General features: G+C 32.2%; 15 protein-coding genes. 8 read left to right on the top strand and 7 right to left on the bottom strand.

Features of this window, described 5'->3' with window-relative positions; translation table 11 throughout:
• Positions 1-166: 166 nt before the first annotated feature.
• Both FDM27_RS12315 and FDM27_RS16210 read left to right on the top strand, forming a co-directional pair.
• The gene (locus tag FDM27_RS12315; protein ID WP_140486839.1) at positions 167-955 is read left to right on the top strand and encodes a hypothetical protein; all 789 of its coding nucleotides are present in this window, start codon (positions 167-169) and stop codon (positions 953-955) included.
• Between the two features lie 214 nt (positions 956-1,169).
• Positions 1,170-2,531, top strand: coding sequence for a transposase (locus tag FDM27_RS16210; protein WP_255510526.1), 1,362 nt, complete (start codon positions 1,170-1,172; stop codon positions 2,529-2,531).
• 450 nt (positions 2,532-2,981) lie between these two features.
• Here FDM27_RS16210 and mazG read toward each other — a convergent pair whose 3' ends face one another.
• The 3 genes from mazG to def all read right to left on the bottom strand — a co-directional run bounded on the left by mazG (position 2,982) and on the right by def (position 4,990).
• Positions 2,982-3,755, bottom strand: coding sequence for a nucleoside triphosphate pyrophosphohydrolase (gene mazG, locus FDM27_RS12305; RefSeq protein ID WP_071183397.1), 774 nt, complete (start codon positions 3,753-3,755; stop codon positions 2,982-2,984).
• Between the two features lie 84 nt (positions 3,756-3,839).
• Complete coding sequence (locus FDM27_RS12300) at positions 3,840-4,310, bottom strand: DUF5606 domain-containing protein (RefSeq protein ID WP_140486837.1); 471 nt, start codon at positions 4,308-4,310, stop codon at positions 3,840-3,842.
• Positions 4,311-4,402: 92 nt separating this feature from the next.
• The gene (gene def / locus FDM27_RS12295; RefSeq protein ID WP_071183399.1) at positions 4,403-4,990 is read right to left on the bottom strand and encodes a peptide deformylase; all 588 of its coding nucleotides are present in this window, start codon (positions 4,988-4,990) and stop codon (positions 4,403-4,405) included.
• 195 nt (positions 4,991-5,185) lie between these two features.
• On the opposite strand from def, the gene FDM27_RS12290 reads away from it, so the two are divergent.
• Positions 5,186-7,417, top strand: a complete 2,232-nt coding sequence (locus tag FDM27_RS12290) for an FUSC family protein (RefSeq protein ID WP_071183400.1) — start codon at positions 5,186-5,188, stop codon at positions 7,415-7,417.
• Between the two features lie 38 nt (positions 7,418-7,455).
• Here FDM27_RS12290 and FDM27_RS12285 read toward each other — a convergent pair whose 3' ends face one another.
• A complete protein-coding gene (locus tag FDM27_RS12285) occupies positions 7,456-8,949 on the bottom strand; it encodes a malate:quinone oxidoreductase (protein WP_071183401.1) in 1,494 nt (497 codons plus the stop codon).
• Positions 8,950-9,062: 113 nt separating this feature from the next.
• Complete coding sequence (ruvX, locus tag FDM27_RS12280) at positions 9,063-9,479, bottom strand: Holliday junction resolvase RuvX (RefSeq protein WP_071183402.1); 417 nt, start codon at positions 9,477-9,479, stop codon at positions 9,063-9,065.
• A gap of 150 nt (positions 9,480-9,629) precedes the next feature.
• On the opposite strand from ruvX, the gene FDM27_RS12275 reads away from it, so the two are divergent.
• The 5 genes from FDM27_RS12275 (at position 9,630) to FDM27_RS12255 (ending at position 15,459) form a co-directional block, all read left to right on the top strand.
• The gene (locus FDM27_RS12275) at positions 9,630-11,540 is read left to right on the top strand and encodes an acyltransferase family protein (RefSeq protein ID WP_140486835.1); all 1,911 of its coding nucleotides are present in this window, start codon (positions 9,630-9,632) and stop codon (positions 11,538-11,540) included.
• Positions 11,541-11,562: 22 nt separating this feature from the next.
• On the top strand, positions 11,563-12,378 hold the full coding sequence (locus FDM27_RS12270) for a 2,3,4,5-tetrahydropyridine-2,6-dicarboxylate N-succinyltransferase (RefSeq protein ID WP_140486833.1): 816 nt from the start codon (positions 11,563-11,565) through the stop codon (positions 12,376-12,378).
• 286 nt (positions 12,379-12,664) lie between these two features.
• Positions 12,665-13,630: a Stealth CR1 domain-containing protein gene (locus tag FDM27_RS12265; RefSeq protein WP_140486831.1), complete on the top strand. Its 966-nt coding sequence runs from the start codon at positions 12,665-12,667 to the stop codon at positions 13,628-13,630.
• A gap of 110 nt (positions 13,631-13,740) precedes the next feature.
• The gene (locus tag FDM27_RS12260) at positions 13,741-14,421 is read left to right on the top strand and encodes an NTP transferase domain-containing protein (RefSeq protein ID WP_140486829.1); all 681 of its coding nucleotides are present in this window, start codon (positions 13,741-13,743) and stop codon (positions 14,419-14,421) included.
• A gap of 3 nt (positions 14,422-14,424) precedes the next feature.
• Complete coding sequence (locus tag FDM27_RS12255) at positions 14,425-15,459, top strand: CDP-glycerol glycerophosphotransferase family protein (protein WP_140486827.1); 1,035 nt, start codon at positions 14,425-14,427, stop codon at positions 15,457-15,459.
• A gap of 17 nt (positions 15,460-15,476) precedes the next feature.
• On the opposite strand, the gene FDM27_RS12250 is transcribed toward FDM27_RS12255, so the two are convergent.
• The gene (locus tag FDM27_RS12250) at positions 15,477-16,244 is read right to left on the bottom strand and encodes a lipopolysaccharide kinase InaA family protein (RefSeq protein WP_140486825.1); all 768 of its coding nucleotides are present in this window, start codon (positions 16,242-16,244) and stop codon (positions 15,477-15,479) included.
• 103 nt (positions 16,245-16,347) lie between these two features.
• Complete coding sequence (locus FDM27_RS12245; RefSeq protein WP_317133612.1) at positions 16,348-17,247, bottom strand: lysophospholipid acyltransferase family protein; 900 nt, start codon at positions 17,245-17,247, stop codon at positions 16,348-16,350.
• Positions 17,248-17,285: the final 38 nt, after the last annotated feature.

Below are 17,285 nucleotides of genomic sequence, written 5' to 3'. Positions count from 1 at the left end.
CCAACACACGCTACAAGCAAGCTGGGCAATTGGCTTAATGGAAAGTTGGTTTTGTATCTGAGAGATTTGGCAAATCCGAAGAATGGTCTTAATTTAACCCCAAACCCGCTATAGTGCCAGAACGTTATGCGAAAATTTTAGAAACCACGTAAAATAATAACCTTTAATGAAACAATTCATATTTATTCTTTTATTCTTATTTTCAATAATTAGTTGTTCGGATAAAGAAAAATCTGAAACAGAAAAAATTATATTTTATTCCTCACCTTCATTTTATAGTGGCTTTAAAATAGAATTAGACAATAAAACGAAGAGAATTATTGCTTCAATTCCATACGAATACTCTTTAGCAGATTCAGTATCACAAAAAACTTGGAAATTTATGGATTCTACTGATTTGGCAAGTATTAGAAAATTTTTGCCAAAAGAGATTAAATTTGAAGTTAAACCTGAAAACATACAATTTAAGGAACTTAAAAATATTCTACAAAAACTATCTCAACTAAAGGCTGATGGACTTCCTCCAGAAGATGGAATCAACATTTGCATAGAAAGTAAAACTTCAGAAAAGAAAATATCTAAAAAGATTTTTTATTCTCCAAATAGAAATTCAGAAGAAGGAAAATTGATTGTGAAAACGTATGAAGTTATTGCGTTATTATTTAAAGACGAAACTAAACTTGAGGATGCAATTGAAAACTCTCAAAGGTATTTCAATGATGATATTTACATTGTTAAATCTACAGCACCCTTGTATGTAAAATTTTTAGATACTCATTGTGATGATATAGAAAATGAAATTGGTAAACTCCCATATTCAAAAACAATATTTGTTGACTTAACCAATTACAATAAAGATAAAAACGAATGCTTAGAAAAGATTCTTCGGAAAAAATATTCTAAGATTAAATGGATATTAAAAACAACAGAAAATTACGGTTTTGCTGAAGAATAAATCTTCGCATAACAGCTACTACAACAGATTTGGGCAATTGGCTTAATTGAAAAATGGTCTTGTATTTCGGATGATTTGGCAAATCCGAAAATAGGGCGGCACATTCATAATAAAATAAACTATTGTTTTTCAGCACAATACCTCTTATATTAGAAGAAACAAACCCCGAAATTACTCAAAAAGAGTCAAAAACGGGGTTTTTCTTTAATATGCTATGCCAAAAATAACACGTTTAAGCGAATTTCAATACGAAATTCCCATTTTTACCCTCAATAAAGATTTTGATGGTTTTTACGCCAATTTTTTAAAAACCGATTTGGGTAAAATTCACCTTTCCACACCTTTTTCCCAGCTTAGTCAGACTTTCAAATTGAAAGATTCTAAAAAAGGAACTCATTGCTATTTTAGTCCTAAGGGAAAAATTGCCCTGATGATGCTCAAAAACTACTACGGTTGCTCGGATAAGAAACTAATCGAGCTTTTAAACGGAAATATTTTCATGCAGTTTTTTTGCGATATTCTCATTCCAATCGACAGACTATTGACCAACTTTAAAATCGTTAGCCAAATCAGAATGGAACTTTCTAAATCATTAAACATTAGAAAATCTCAGGAAATATTGGCCAAGAGTTGGATTCCTTACATGAAAGATTTGGACAAAATCTTTACCGATGCCACTTTCTATGAAAGCGAAGTGCGTTTTCCGACCAATCAAAAATTACTGTGGGAATGTGTGCAATGGAATTATAAACAGATGGAATCATTGTGCCATTTGCTCAAAATCAAATTGCCAAGAACCAAATATCTGGATTGGTGCAGACGCTACAATGAGTATTCCAAAAAGAGGAAAAAACAGTTTAAATACCGTGTAAAAGTAACCCGAGGGTTACTCAAATTATTGTATAAATTAAATGGCGAACTTAGCCGAATTGAGAACCAAAATCCCTTTGAGGCAACGGCAAAATATAAACAGCAACGCGCCATAATTGCCAAAGTTTATAGTCAACAGGTACAAATATTTAAAACTGGAAAAAGTGTTCCCGATAGGATTGTGAGCATCAGCAAAAGTTACATCCGCCCGATAGTTCGAGGGAAAGAGGTTAAGCAGGTGGAGTTTGGAGCCAAAGTCAACAAAATCCAAATTGACGGTATCAACTTTATTGAACATATTCAATACCGTGCTTTTAACGAAGGAACTCGTTTGCAAAGCAGCGTATTTTGCGCACAAAACCTAACCAAAACCAAAGTGAAAATGTTAGGAGCCGATGCTATTTATGCCACAAATAAAAACCGAACATTTACCTCGAACCATAAAATCCAAACCGATTTTGTTAGAAAAGGAAAAGCAGGCAAAGACGAAGAGCAACGTAAAATTTTAGCCAAAGAAATCAAGAAAGAACGCGCCACTCGCCTAGAAGGAAGTTTTGGTAAAGAAAAGGAACATTACAACCTAAAGAAAATCAAGGCCAAAACCCAAAAAAGTGAGATGTTGTGGATTTTCTTCGGAATCCATACTGCAAACGCTTTGGAAATAGGTAGAAGGATTTTTCAGAAGCAACAAACTTTAGCGGCTTAAAAAAAACAAAAAAATACCTCATTGGGGAACGTGCCTCTAGTCAACACCGAAAAAATACTTTTTGCCACACCAAAATCCATGAAAAACAAAAATGACCAATTTTGAATTTCAAAATTGGTCATTTTTGACATCTTTTACTCAAAAGTGCGTTTACTTCTGAATGTGCCTAGGGCTTTATTTAATCCCAAACCCGCTGTAGTGCCAAGACGTTCAGCACTCTCCTGACACCACACAAACAAAATAATCAAATCTCTACAAAATAGTATGCACTTTATCGAGCTAATTGATGAGATTTGTCCTTCGTTGAAAAGACAAGTTTGTGAGTAACTTCTAACTCATAACATTGCCTATGCCTTCTGAATACTGCCTTCTGAATACTGCTTTCTCCCCACTTCTAACTTTTAACTTCTAACTTCTAACTTTTAACTTCTAACTTTTAACTTCTAACTTTTAACTTCTTTTCGCTTCTTCCCAAAAAACATCCATTTCAGCCAAAGACATATCCATTAGGGATTTTCCTAAATCATTGGCTTTGCTTTCTAAATACTGAAAACGTTTAATAAATTTTTTATTAGTTCGTTCTAAGGCATCTTCGGGATTAACATTCAGAAAACGGGCATAATTAATCATCGAAAACAAAACATCGCCAAATTCAGCTTCAATGGCATCCTGATTGCCTGCTTGTACCTCATCTTGCAATTCCTGTAATTCTTCCTGAACCTTATCCCAAACCTGATGCGATTCTTCCCAATCAAAGCCAACTCCTTTTACCTTGTCCTGAATTCGGCTGGCTTTTACTAATGCCGGTAAACTTCTTGGAACACCTTCTAAAACTGATTTTTTTCCTTCTTTGAGTTTTAACTTCTCCCAGTTTTGCTTGACTTCCTCTTCGTCTTTTACCTCAACATCACCATAAATATGAGGGTGACGATGAATGAGTTTTTCGCAAATTTCGTTGCAAACATCGGCTATGTCAAAATTATTGGTTTCGCTTCCTATTTTGGCATAAAAAACAATATGCAGTAACAAATCGCCCAATTCTTTTTTGACTTCATTCAAATCATTATCCAAAATAGCATCGCCTAATTCATAGGTCTCCTCGATGGTAAGATGTCTGAGGGTTTGTATGGTTTGCTTTTTATCCCAAGGGCATTTTTCACGTAAATCGTCCATAATATCTAACAATCGTTCAAAAGCCTGTAATTGGATTTGTCTTGTATTCATTGCATTTGGTTTTGAGTAAAAATAAGAAATCCTGTGTTTCAAACTAAGTAAAACACAGGATTATTATAAAAATTCAGAAAGTATTTATTCTGTTACTTTTTTTGCTTTTTTTGGTTTTTCAGCAGCAGCAGCTTCAACAACAGCAGCCTCAACCACCTCTTCAACCGGAGTTTCTTCAACAACTAAACCCTTAGCCTGCAAAGTGTTGTACCAGTTTAAAATTTTCTTAATATCAGAAGCATATACTCTTTCTTCATCATAAGTAGGTAAAATTTCTTTGAAATAAGCCGCAAGAGTAGCATTATCTTCTTTGTGTGAGATAGCAGCTCCATTATTTTCTTTAGCAGCAATAGCATCCATTACTTCTTTCAATGGTTTCTCACCTTCATAAGTGTAAACTGAAATTTCAGATAATAAACTCACATTACTTTTTAAGTTTACTGTGATTTTTTTTCCATCAGTTAATGATTCTGCCACAAAACCTGTACGTGTTTGTACTTTTAAAACATATAAACCTGGCTTGCCGGAAATCGCTAATATTTTTTCTAAATTCATGCTTTTAAAATTATTATTAAGAATTCAATTTTATTTTTTTTCACTGCTGTTGTTGGTCAAAAACAATACCAAAAACAGGATTTTCAAAAGTTTTATCTTCCTTTTTTACCAAAGAAACGCATTCTGTACTCCTGGAATGTTTTTCCTTCCATGATGTTTTTCAATTTTCCTTTGATTAATCGCTTTTTCAAAGATGAAATTTTATCGGTAAACAAAATTCCCTCAATATGATCGTATTCGTGCTGAATAACTCTGGCAATCAATCCGTCAAAAACTTCGGTTTTCATCACAAAATCTTCTTCGCAGTATTCAACTGTAATTTTTTCTTTGCGATACACATCTTCGCGAACATCAGGAATACTCAAACAACCTTCGTTAAAAGCCCAGTCATTTCCTTCTTCCTTAATAATTTTTGCATTAATAAAAGTACGTTTAAAACCTTTTAACTGTTTTTGCTGATCGGCTGCTAAATCTTCGTCATCACTAAAAGGAGTTGCATCTACTAAAAATAAACGAATTGCTAATCCTACTTGTGGTGCTGCCAGTCCTACTCCCGATGCGTTATACATTGTTTCATACATATTGGCAATTGTTTCTTTCAAATCTGGATACTCAGGTGTAATTTCTTCACACACTTTTCTCAAAACCGGATCACCATATCCTACAATTGGTAAAATCATTGTTGTTGTATTAAATATTATTCACCTCAAAAAGGTTCTTTATCCTGAATTAGGATTGCCAAAAATAATAAAATTTTAGACAAAGCTAAGTAGAGATACCGATAAATAGTAGTTTTAAATTTATCCTAAAAAACAATTTCATTTATTCTATTGATAAATCGCACAATTCATACCTTTGTAAATAATCCCTAATTTATGATTTCTAAAATTCAGAAGTTTATTTCCGGTACTGATTTCAGTAATGCTTTAAAAATAACCATCGCCGCCGTTTCGCCTGTTCTATTTTTTTCATATTTAGGTTATTTCCATATTGGTTTCACGATTGCTTTGGGAGCATTCTTTACTTTTCCCAGTGATATTCCCAGTAATTTAAAACATAAAATCAACGGATTACTGGTTACTTCGCTTATCATTGCCGGAGTTAATTTGATTATCAATCTTTGCTATCCTTATCCCTGGCTTTTTTACCCTGTTCTAATTTTATTGATTTTTAATGTTTCAATGATTTTAGTGTACGGACAACGTGCCACGATGGTATCTTTCTCGGCTTTATTATCCCTGTCACTGGCTTTTGCACATTTGAATACAGGATGGGAAATCCTCCACTATTCAGGACTTTTATTTGCCGGAGGTTTATTTTACACCCTTATTTCTGTTATTTTTTTTCATATAAAACCCAATCGCTATGTCGAATTACAAATGGCAGAATGCATCCGACTTACGGCAAAATACCTGAAATTGCGCGGCGATCTTTGGGAATTAAATTCGAATAGAAAAGCCATCACCAAGAAACAATTGCATTTACAGGTAGAACTGAATGTTCTACACGAAAATATCCGGGAAGTTTTAATTAGCAGCCGAACCAAATCAGGTTCTTCAGGTCAAAACCGAAAATTACTGTTGAGTTTTATCTCTTTAGTTGAAATACTCGAACTTGCCATTTCCACTTCATTTGACCACAACAAACTGCATCAAAAATTTGATGGTTATCCAAGAGCTCTGGAAACCTATCAAAACCTTGCTTATAATTTAGGTAAAAGCCTAAAGCTGTTATCTAAAAGTATTCAGGAGAGTAAAGCTTACGAATCGGAACATAATCTCATGGAAGACTTACATTTATTTGAAGACACTATTAGCGATTACAAAAAAGATTTAAAAACCGATTCTTCATCAGAAGAGGTTTTAATGCTGATTACTATGCTGCATTATGCCGAAAAACAAGTGGAAAAAATCATCACTTTAGAACGAGCTTTTACCGCTAATATTAACGCCAAAGATTTAAAAGGAAGGGACAAGGACATTGAAAAATTCATTAAGCCACAGTATTATCCGCTGAGTACTTTTGTAGAAAATTTCAGCTTTTCCTCAACCGTTTTCAGACATTCGCTCAGAATAACCATTACTATTCTATTAGGCTACATGATTGGTAAAGTACTTCCTTTAGAAAATGTCTATTGGATTATCCTAACCATTGTAGTTATTATGAAACAGGGGTTTGGGCTCACAAACGAACGTACTTATCACCGCATTTTCGGAACTGTAGCAGGCGGCTTTATTGCTTTTGGAATTTTATACATCATTCACGATTCTTATATTATCAGTACAATTGCTATTATTGCGATGCTCTTAGGTTTTTCATTCAATCCCAGTAATTACAAAATTGGCGCAACTTTTATTACCATTTATGTTGTTCTGATTTATGGTGTTTTATCTCCTGACAATGGCAATGTTATCGAATACCGTATTCTGGATACCATTGTTGGTGCTGCTTTATGCCTCCTTGCCAATTATTTTCTATGGCCTTCCTGGGAATTTTTAAGCCTTCCTGTTTACATTCAGGATGCTATAGAAGCCAACCGAAATTATTTGAAACAAATTTCTATTTTGTACAATGAAAAAGGAGAAGTTCCTACCGAATACCGATTAGCCAGAAAACAGGCTTTTATAGAAATTGGAAATTTAATGGCTTCTTTCCAGCGAATGTTGCAAGAACCAAAATCCAAACAAAGTAAATTGCCTCAGGTTTACAAACTCACCGTACTAAACCATTCCTTATTATCATCTATTGCTTCGTTGGGAACTTATATTCAGTCGCACAAAACCACCGAAGCCTCTAAAGCATTTAATGTTGTAGTGGATAAAGTAATTGAAAATCTGGAGTATTCTATCAACTTACTAAGTAAATCAAATTATGATGCAATTGCTGCTGCTTCAAATGAAGATTTTAATCAAAGATTAACCGAATTGAAAAACATTCGGGCCAAGGAATTAAAACAAATCAAACTGATTGACGAAGAAGCTTATCAAATTAAAATGCAGGAAGCACAATTGGTTATTGAACAATTAATATGGATGACCAGTTTGTCTGAAAACATTGTAAAAACAACTCAGTTGTTAATGGCTACAAAACAAGAAACCCAACAATAAGTTGGGTTTCTTGTTTATAAATTAAAATAAATACAGTGCTATTTTATTTTTAAAACCTTAGCAGTATTTGATCTCACTTCTTTTAATAATTCCGGATTTTCATTTAATTTTTGTCCATAAGAAGGAATCATCAGTTTTAATTTTTCCTGCCATTCAGGAGTATCAATTTTATCTTTAAAGCATTTTGCTACTAATTCAACCATAATTGAAACAGCAGTGGAAGCTCCGGGAGAAGCCCCCAGTAAAACAGATAAAGATCCATCGGCAGTAGTAATCATTTCGGTACCAAATTCAAGTACTCCACCTTCTTTTTCGTGTTTCTTAATCACCTGTACTCTTTGTCCGGCACGTTCTAATTTCCAGTCTTTACTTCTGGCACTTGGCACATATTCACGTAAAGCTTTAATTCTGTCCTGTGGGGATTGACGCACCTGCTCAATAAGATATTTTGTTAACGGAATATTTTTATAACCTGCAATAAGCATTGGCATTACATTGCTTGGTTTTAAAGACAAAGGCAAATCAGAATATTTACCATTTTTTAGGAAACGTGTAGAAAAACCGGCAAAAGGTCCAAAAAGAAGTTCTTTTTTACCATTAATCATTCGGGAATCAATATGTGGTACCGACATAGGTGGTGCACCTACACTGGCTTTACCATATACTTTAGCCTCATGTTTTGCAATTACCTCAGGATTGGTACATTTTAACCATTGTCCGCTTACCGGAAAACCGCCATAACCATCGCCTTCGGGAACATTTGCTTTATTCAACAACGGAAGCGAACCTCCTCCTGCTCCAATAAAAACAAAATTAGTATATACTCTTTTGCGCTCACCGGTTGCCAAATCAGTTATTTTCAAACGCCACTTACCACTCTCTCTTTTTTTGATTTTTCTAACTTCATGTCCAAAATGAATGCTAACCCCTTCTAATCCTGACAAATAAGCAAACATATTTCGGGTCAATTCACCAAAATTAACATCAGTTCCTATTTCCATAGTAGTTGCTGCAATTTTGTCATCCACTTTTCTGTCTTCCATTACCAAAGGCATCCAGTCTTTTATCTGATTGTAATCAGTACTGAAAGCCATTTCCTGAAACAAAGGATTTGCTTGTAAAACTTCGAATCTCTTTTTTAAGAAATCTACATTTTTATCCCCCCAAACAAAACTCATGTGTGGAATACTTTTGATAAATTGCTCTGGCGATGCAACTTTGTTTTGTTCTACTAAATAAGCCCAAAACTGACGTGAAACCTCAAAAGATTCCGCAATACTAATGGCTTTTTTAGGATCAATACTTCCATCTTCTTTTTGTGGTGTGTAATTCAATTCACAAAAAGCCGAATGTCCTGTACCTGCATTATTCCAAGCATCAGAACTCTCTGCTGCTGCATTATCTAATCTTTCAAAAATTTGAATTGTAATATCAGGCTGTAATTCTTTTAAAATTACTCCTAAAGTAGCACTCATAATCCCAGCACCAATAAGGACTACATCAGAATTTGAACGTATGGTTGTATCAGACATAACTATTTTTTTAGAAAGCGCAAAGTTACTTTATTATTATCACAATAAAAACACTATTTAAAGTGTAAATAGTTACATTTATCACTAAGTTTAATCGCTTTAACAAAGAATTATCAAAACATTTTGCGCGAAAGGTAGTCTTGCAGCATAATTGTTGCCGAAATCTCATCGATCAAGGCTTTATTTTGACGTTGTTTTTTCTTCAAACCACTATCAATCATGGTTTGAAAAGCCATTTTTGAAGTAAATCGCTCGTCAACCCTCAGCATTTTCATATCCGGGAAATGATTGGTAAAATGCGTCACAAATCCTTTTATAATAGAAGCACTCTCCGAAGGTTGTCCATTCATTTGTTTCGGTTCTCCAATCAATACCAATTCTACTTTTTCTTTAGCAAAATAGTCTTTCAAAAAAGCGATTGCTGTGGAAGAGGGAATTGTGGTTAATCCCGAAGCTATAATTTGCATCTCATCGGTAACAGCAATTCCGGTACGTTTTTGACCGTAGTCTATGGCGAGAATTCTGGGCATTTTATTTTTTCAACAAAGGTATGGAATAAAATTACCAAATTAATTAAGTCTAAAAAAGAAGCACAAGAAAAGTTTCACTATTAACATCTATTTTAAAAACATATATTTGCCGAAATTTCTTAATTAAAAAAACTTAACTATTAAACTTTAATGAGTCTAAAAAACACTTACAGACCCGATATTGATGGTCTAAGAGCTATTGCTATATTACTCGTAATTATTTTCCATGCAGGATTTTCTCTATTCCCAGGAGGCTTTATTGGTGTTGATGTTTTCTTTGTTATTTCGGGCTTTTTAATTACTTCAATAATTGAGAAAGAGATACAAAAAAACACTTTTTCATTTAAAAATTTCTATTTGCGTCGCATCAGACGAATAATTCCTGTTTTAGTTTTTATCATGCTGATAATTACTATTCCGGCTTATTTCATTTTGTTTTCTAACAATTTAGAAGCCTATTCCAGAACCCTATTATACACTTTTCTTTGCTCTAACAACTTTCATCTGTATTTTAATTCCGGTGATTATTTTGCCGAAAGTTCTGACTTGATTCCTTTTTTACACACTTGGTCGCTTTCAGTCGAGGAACAATTTTATTTTCTACTTCCTCCTTTATTACTTTTTTTCCACAAAAGAATAAATGCTCAAAAACGTTTTTTTATCATTTTTATACTTTGCATAGTTGGACTTATATTCTCGATATACCAAAGCTACAGCAATCCAAGAATGGCTTATTTTCTATTGCCTGCCAGATTATTCGAACTCCTTATAGGATCTTGTCTTGCTCTGTATTGGGAAAAACTGCCTAACTTAAGTCAGCTCAAGAACAATATCCTTTCCGTTATTGGACTTTTATTAATACTTATACCTGCATTTGTATTAACGAACAGTAGTTTATTCCCCGGATTAAATGCTTTTTGGCCTTGTCTAGGAACAGCACTTCTTTTATTTACAGGCAAAACAAACTCAAACAAAGGAATTGTAAACAAACTGATTGAAAACAAAATAATGATAGGAATCGGTTTGATTTCTTATTCATTGTATTTATGGCATTGGCCCATTTTTGTATTAATAAAATACTCCGGAATCCAGCTTCAGGGAACTATTAGAATTACTGCTTTAATCGTCACTTTCCTTCTTTCATACCTTACATGGAAATTTATTGAACAACCATTTAGAACCACTCTAAAATTTGATTTCAAAAAAACAGTATTAGTTGTTTTTATCCCTTCTTTAATTGTAGTTGCTGTAATTTATGGTATTTTAGATGCTAAAGATGGTTTTCCGGAAAGAGAACCTGAATTAGCCGAATTTGTCCCTAAAAAAAACTATCCCAACAAATTAAGAGGTCAGTGTTTTGATAAATTTAAAGTAGGAAATTGCGATGATTGCTTTATTGGAGTTAAAAAAGACACTTTAGACGGAATGCTCATTGGGGATTCTTTTGCTAACCACACCGCAGCTTTTCTGGATGTATTAGCCAAAGACGCCGGTTTATACATTCACGACAGTGCTGCCGGAGGCTATCCGCTTATGAATAATATTGACAATAATGGCGGTATAAAATCCTATCCTGAAAAATATGCTATAGAACGTTTGAATTATGCTAAAAAATTCAAAAATATCTATATAGCAGCTAACTGGGAAAATATATCTCACCCAAAAAATAAAAAAACATACAATGCAACTCTAAAGACTTTAGGAGAATTAGTAAAAAGTGGAAAAAAAATATTTATTTTTGACCCGTTAAGAAAAATGACTGACTTAAATTTGCACCGAGCTAAGTTAGTAAAAGCAAAAAGAAGCGTCTATTTTGCCGAAAAAGATTTTTCCATAACAGCATATAAAAGACCAAAGCATTATATTATTGATAAAATAAAACAACAATTCCCTTCAATAGTTATAATTGATTTGAACAAAGTAATGTGTGAGAATGGAAAATGTAAAATCGAATTAAACAATACAATCGTTTATAGAAATGCTGACCATCTCAATACAAGTGGTGCTCAATTATTGGGCGAAAGCTATTTAAAAACATACGGTAATCCTTTAAAAAAATAAAATTAAAATCAATATTAATACAATGAGCAATCTACAAACAATTATAGAACAAGCCTGGGAAAACAGAGCTTTGTTGCAGGAAGAAACAACAACTAACGCGATTAGAGAAGTTATCGAATTATTAGATTCCGGTAAACTACGTGTTGCTGAACCAAAAGGAGACGGATGGCAAGTAAACGAATGGGTAAAAAAAGCGGTAGTAATGTACTTCCCTATTCAAAAAATGGAAACCTTAGAAGCAGGAATTTTTGAATACCATGACAAAATGGAATTAAAAAGAGACTATGCTGAAAAAGGAGTTCGTGTAGTTCCTGGTGCTTCTGCACGTTATGGTTCATTTATTTCCAGCGGAGTAATCATGATGCCAAGCTATGTAAACATTGGTGCTTATGTTGATGCCGGAACAATGGTAGATACCTGGGCAACTGTAGGTAGCTGTGCTCAAATAGGTAAAGATGTTCACTTGAGTGGTGGTGTTGGTATTGGTGGTGTTTTAGAGCCATTACAAGCAGCTCCGGTTATTATTGAAGACGGTGCTTTTGTAGGTTCTCGTTGTATCGTTGTTGAAGGAGTTCACGTAGGCAAAGAAGCCGTTTTGGGTGCTAACGTATGTTTGACAGCATCTACTAAAATTATTGATGTAACTGGTGATGAGCCTGTTGAAATGAAAGGTTTTGTTCCTGCCCGTTCAGTAGTTATTCCAGGAAGTTATACTAAAAAGTTCCCAGGTGGAGAATATCAGGTTCCTTGTGCCTTAATCATTGGAACCCGTAAACCATCTACTGATTTAAAAACATCTCTAAACAATGCGTTAAGAGAATATGATGTAGCGGTTTAAAATTCAAACTTTCAATGTTTTAAATTCCAAATTCCAATTATAATGATTGGAATTTGGAATTTTTCATTATTGACAACTACTTAATCCTATTACCCTTACAAGATACATCATTCAATAAAATTAAACAATCATGGCTTTAGAATAACATTAATTATTAAATTATTTTTTACAAAATAAAAAAAGAATCACAATAATTCAAAAGTTTCACCTTACTTTTAGATCTTAATTTACTCCTGAAATCCTTCATGGTAAATAATTAAATTTAAAAAATTAATACAAATACAATATGCAAGTTGACGCTGTTATTACATGGGTAAATGGAAATGATAAAAATTGGCAAGAAAAACTCAACATTTATACCGAAACTAAAATAGATTTTAACAAAAAGAAAGAAAGTGTACGCTATAATTCCATTGGCGAAATAAATATCGCTATTAAGTCAATTATAAAATACGCTTCTTTTGTAAAAAACATATTTTTGGTAACAGACAACCAAGTACCCGACTTTTTTGATGAACTAAAACTATTAGCTCTAAAAAACAAAATAAATTTAGAAATAATAGATCATCGAGTTATATTCAAAGGTTATGAAAAATTTCTACCCTGTTTTAACTCCTGCACAATTGGCTGTATGCTCTACAGAATCCCTAATTTATCTAATCATTTTATAATTTTTAATGATGATACTTTTATAATGAGGGAAACTAAAATAAGTGACTTTTTTAAAAATGACATTCCAATCATAAGAGGTAAATGGAAAAAATACCACGAAAACCAATCTATTAGAAAAACTTATTATAAAATTCTTTCAACTTTAGGTCTAAATAAAAAACAGAAAACTCTTGGCTTTAAAAAATTTCAACAAAATAGCGCCAAACTAGCTGGAACAAAAAATTACTTACGAAGATTTCACACTCCAGTTGCTGTTCGAAAAAGCACGTTACAATTCTATTTTGACAATAATCATAAAATACTTGAAACTAATATAAAACATAAATTTAGAAATAAAGACCAATTCATTGTATCGTCGTTATCCGAACATTTAGAAATAAAAAATAATTCATTTTATCATAAAAAAGATGCTCAATTAATTCATTTTAGATCATATAAAAGACATCATATAGTAAAACTAAAACTTTTTTTGTTCACAATAAATAAAAACAAATTATTTACAACCTTTCAAAGTTTGGAATTAGCAAATATGAGTTCTCAAAATTACATACTAAATTGGATTGAAAATAGGTTAAAATAATTCCACGTTATTACAGTACTTAAATTTTAATCTGCATTTTTGTGTCCGTTCTAATTTTTTTGTTCTAAAATAAAAATAAACCTACCTTTGAAACTTCAAAAAAACAAATCATGAAAATAATTATTCTTGCTGCCGGCATGGGTTCAAGGCTTGGAAACCCTTTCCCTAAGCCTTTAACTCCATTAAAAAATGGAAAAAGCATCATGGAAACGCAAATTGAAAATATAACTTCTAAATTCAATATTGATAACATTAATGTAGTAGTAGGTTTTAAAAAAGATTTAATCATGGAACGTTTCCCTGAATTAACTTATATCTACAACCCTTTTTTTGACAGAACAAACACTTCTAAAAGTTTATTAAAAGCCTTGAAAAAAAATGCTGACAAATCTATTTTATGGATGAATGGCGATGTTGTTTTTGACCCTTTAATTTTAAATCTTTTAGAACCATATATAAAAGCTAAAGAGTCATTTGTTGCAGTAAACACTAGTAAAGTTGCTGAAGAAGAAGTAAAATACACTTTGAAAAACGGCTATATTGATGAATTATCAAAAACAGTTAAAAACGGATTAGGAGAAGCTGTTGGAATTAATTTCATATCATCAAATGATATTAAAAAGTTCATTAACAGACTTGAAGAATGTGATGATAATGATTATTTTGAAAGAGGATTAGAGTTAGCTATCGAAAAAGACGATATAAAAGTAAAAGCAGTAGATATATCACAATATACTTGTATGGAAATTGATTTTGTAGAAGATTTAGAAAATGTGAATAAAATGCTTTAATCCATGAAATGTATCCTTTTTTGTCAAGACAATTATGCTTTTGGTATTCTCGAACCCTTAAAAAACCATTTGGAGAACAATGGCCATAAATATTTATGGTACGTTCGTGAATCTATATTAGCTGATTTTCCATACAAATCAGAAAATCACACAACTTCAATAAGCGACTTAGAAAGTTACAAAAGCGATGCTATTTTTGTTCCTGGCAACGAAGTTCCTCATTATCTGAGAGGTTTGAAAGTTCAGATATTTCATGGATTAGCCGGTGAAAAAAAAGGGCATTTTAGAATACGTCATTATTTTGACCTCTACTTAACTCAAGGTCCTTATTTTACTTCTAAATTCAATTCTTTAAGAAAAAAATACAAGGATTTTGATGTAATTGAAACGGGATGGCCTAAATTAGATATTTATGGCACCAATAAAGATTTGTATAAAACCGAAAAAGAAAATTTACTTAAAAGCTTCAATGCTAAGAAAATAATTCTTTACGCACCCACTTTTTCACCAAAACTCACCTCCGCTCCTTTTTTAACAGAGGAAATTAAAAAATTAGCAAGCAATAAAGAATATGTCATTTTACTAAAATTTCATCCATTAATGGATCAATCTTGGTTAAATATATACAAAGAAATTGCATCTGAGATAGATAATATCATTTTTCAAACCGATAAAAACATAATAAAACAGCTACTTATAGCTGACTTACTTATTAGCGATACCTCTTCAGTAATTTATGAATTTCTTTTATTAGACAAAGCCGTCATTACTTTCAACAACATATCTGAAACTATACTCTGGGAAAACAGTTCAAATTATTCAGAATTAACAACTTTAGTCGAAAAAAACTTCACTATTGATACTTTTGCTAAAGATCGTAAGTTTATTTTTGACCAGTACCATCCTTATTCTGATGGAAAATCAGCTCAACGCATGGTTGAAACTGTAGAGAATTATATCAAAAAAAATGGTGTACCTGAAAAAAGAAAACTTTCATTATTGAGAAGACTCAAAATCAACTCAATGTTCAAAAAATAGTTGTGACAAAAAAGAGCTTAAGATTTCCAAAATTTCAAGCTCTTTTTTAAACGTTTTTTTCTTTCAAAACCTTCCCTGAAACGACACGTTTCTTCCCACATTGTATCAAATATTTCCTGATGAGTTTTAGTTCTATAGTATTTAGCATACTCATCACTCATAATTGCAATCATCTCTTTTTTCCTTGTAAGCCGTCTTAAATTTTTCATACGTTGCTCAAAAGTCATTTGCTGATGAAAATTCATTCTATTCAAATCAACTAAATAAAACTGATACTGATTTTCAGAAACCTTTTTTATTAAAGTATTCCCAGGTGAATGATCTAAGAATTCAATTCCTTTTTCATGTAAATCAAAGGAAAAACGCGTAAATTGACGTAAAATATTCTCATGATCCGGATAATCTGGAATTGTAATCAACTCTCTGAATGTTAATTCGGTCACTAAATGTTCACTTACATAATAACTATCTTTCAGTCCCAGCCAATTTGTATTTTCAAAATAAGCTATAGGTTGGGGTGTACCAATTCCTTTTTCCAATAAAGTAGTTGCATACTCATAAGACCTTTTAGCTTTTGATTCTCTAAAATACTTATAGACTATGCGATTAAAAAGATGAGGAACTTTAAATGACTTTATGTTAATTGTTTGATTTTCTAACTCAAATAATTTTATCGTATTACGTTTACCATTCCCAAAAACAACTCCGGATGTCCTAAAATCTTTTATTATACTCAACAAATTTGAAGTGTATTTTAGAAAATTTGGATTAACTTCTATAATCATTTATATATTTTTTTTTGAGAAACAAAAGTAACTTATGCTTCTAATTATTCCTATTCAGAAAAGAACAAACGGCTAACAATTAATAGTAACCAATAACTAACAACTACACACGCTTCTTATCCTGATGCTTCCATCTTTTATGTGTCCACAAATAATATTCCGGAGCTTCTATTATTTGACTTTCTACCTTTTTCAGAAACAGGTCTGTAATTTGATAATCAGGAACGTTTTTTACATCTTCGGCAAGAATTTCAATTTCGGCTTCATAAAAACCTCTTTTTACTTTTGTTACTTTTAGATAAATTACATTCATATCAAATCTTTTGGCAAGCATTTCGGCACCGGTAAAAACAGGCACTTCAATTCCCATAAAAAGCCCTAAGTGCCTCTTACCTCTGGATCTTGGCGACTGATCGCTTATAAATCCATAAAGTCCTTTATTTTTTTGAATTTCATTTCGCTCAATAACACCAACACTTTCCCTTGTATGAATCAATCTTGTTTTAAAATTAGAGCGAATTTTACGTATTAATTTATCAAAATAAGGATTACTCAAACGCTTATAAATAGCAAATGCTCCAAAACTAATTTTAGTATTCATCAATATCGCCCATTCATAGCTGGCATAATGCGCCATCATCATAGCGATACTTTTTCCTTTTTTTTCTAAATCTAAATAAACATCTAAGTTTTTAAAAACAAAACGTTCTTCCATTTCTTGCTGCGAAATAGACATGGTTTTCATCATTTCTAAAAACATATCACACATGTGTTTGTAGAATTTAATCTCAATTTCTTTACGCCTACCATCAGTATAATCAGGAAATGCCAATAATAAATTAGCCTGAACTACTTTCTTGCGGTATCCAAAAACATAATATACAAATACAAAAACAATGTCTGATAAAACATAGAGCAATCTAAACGGTAAAAACGAAATTAATATCAGTAAGGGATAGCTTAGTAAATAAACAAGAAATTGCATGGATAAAATTTTGCTCAAAAATACAAATTTTATTTTCTGTGAAAACAGAAAACATA

It is taken from the genome of Flavobacterium sp. GSA192, from assembly GCF_006386525.1.
Classification (GTDB): Bacteria; Bacteroidota; Bacteroidia; order Flavobacteriales; family Flavobacteriaceae; genus Flavobacterium; species Flavobacterium commune.
This window is presented reverse-complemented; position numbering and strand designations above follow the sequence as displayed.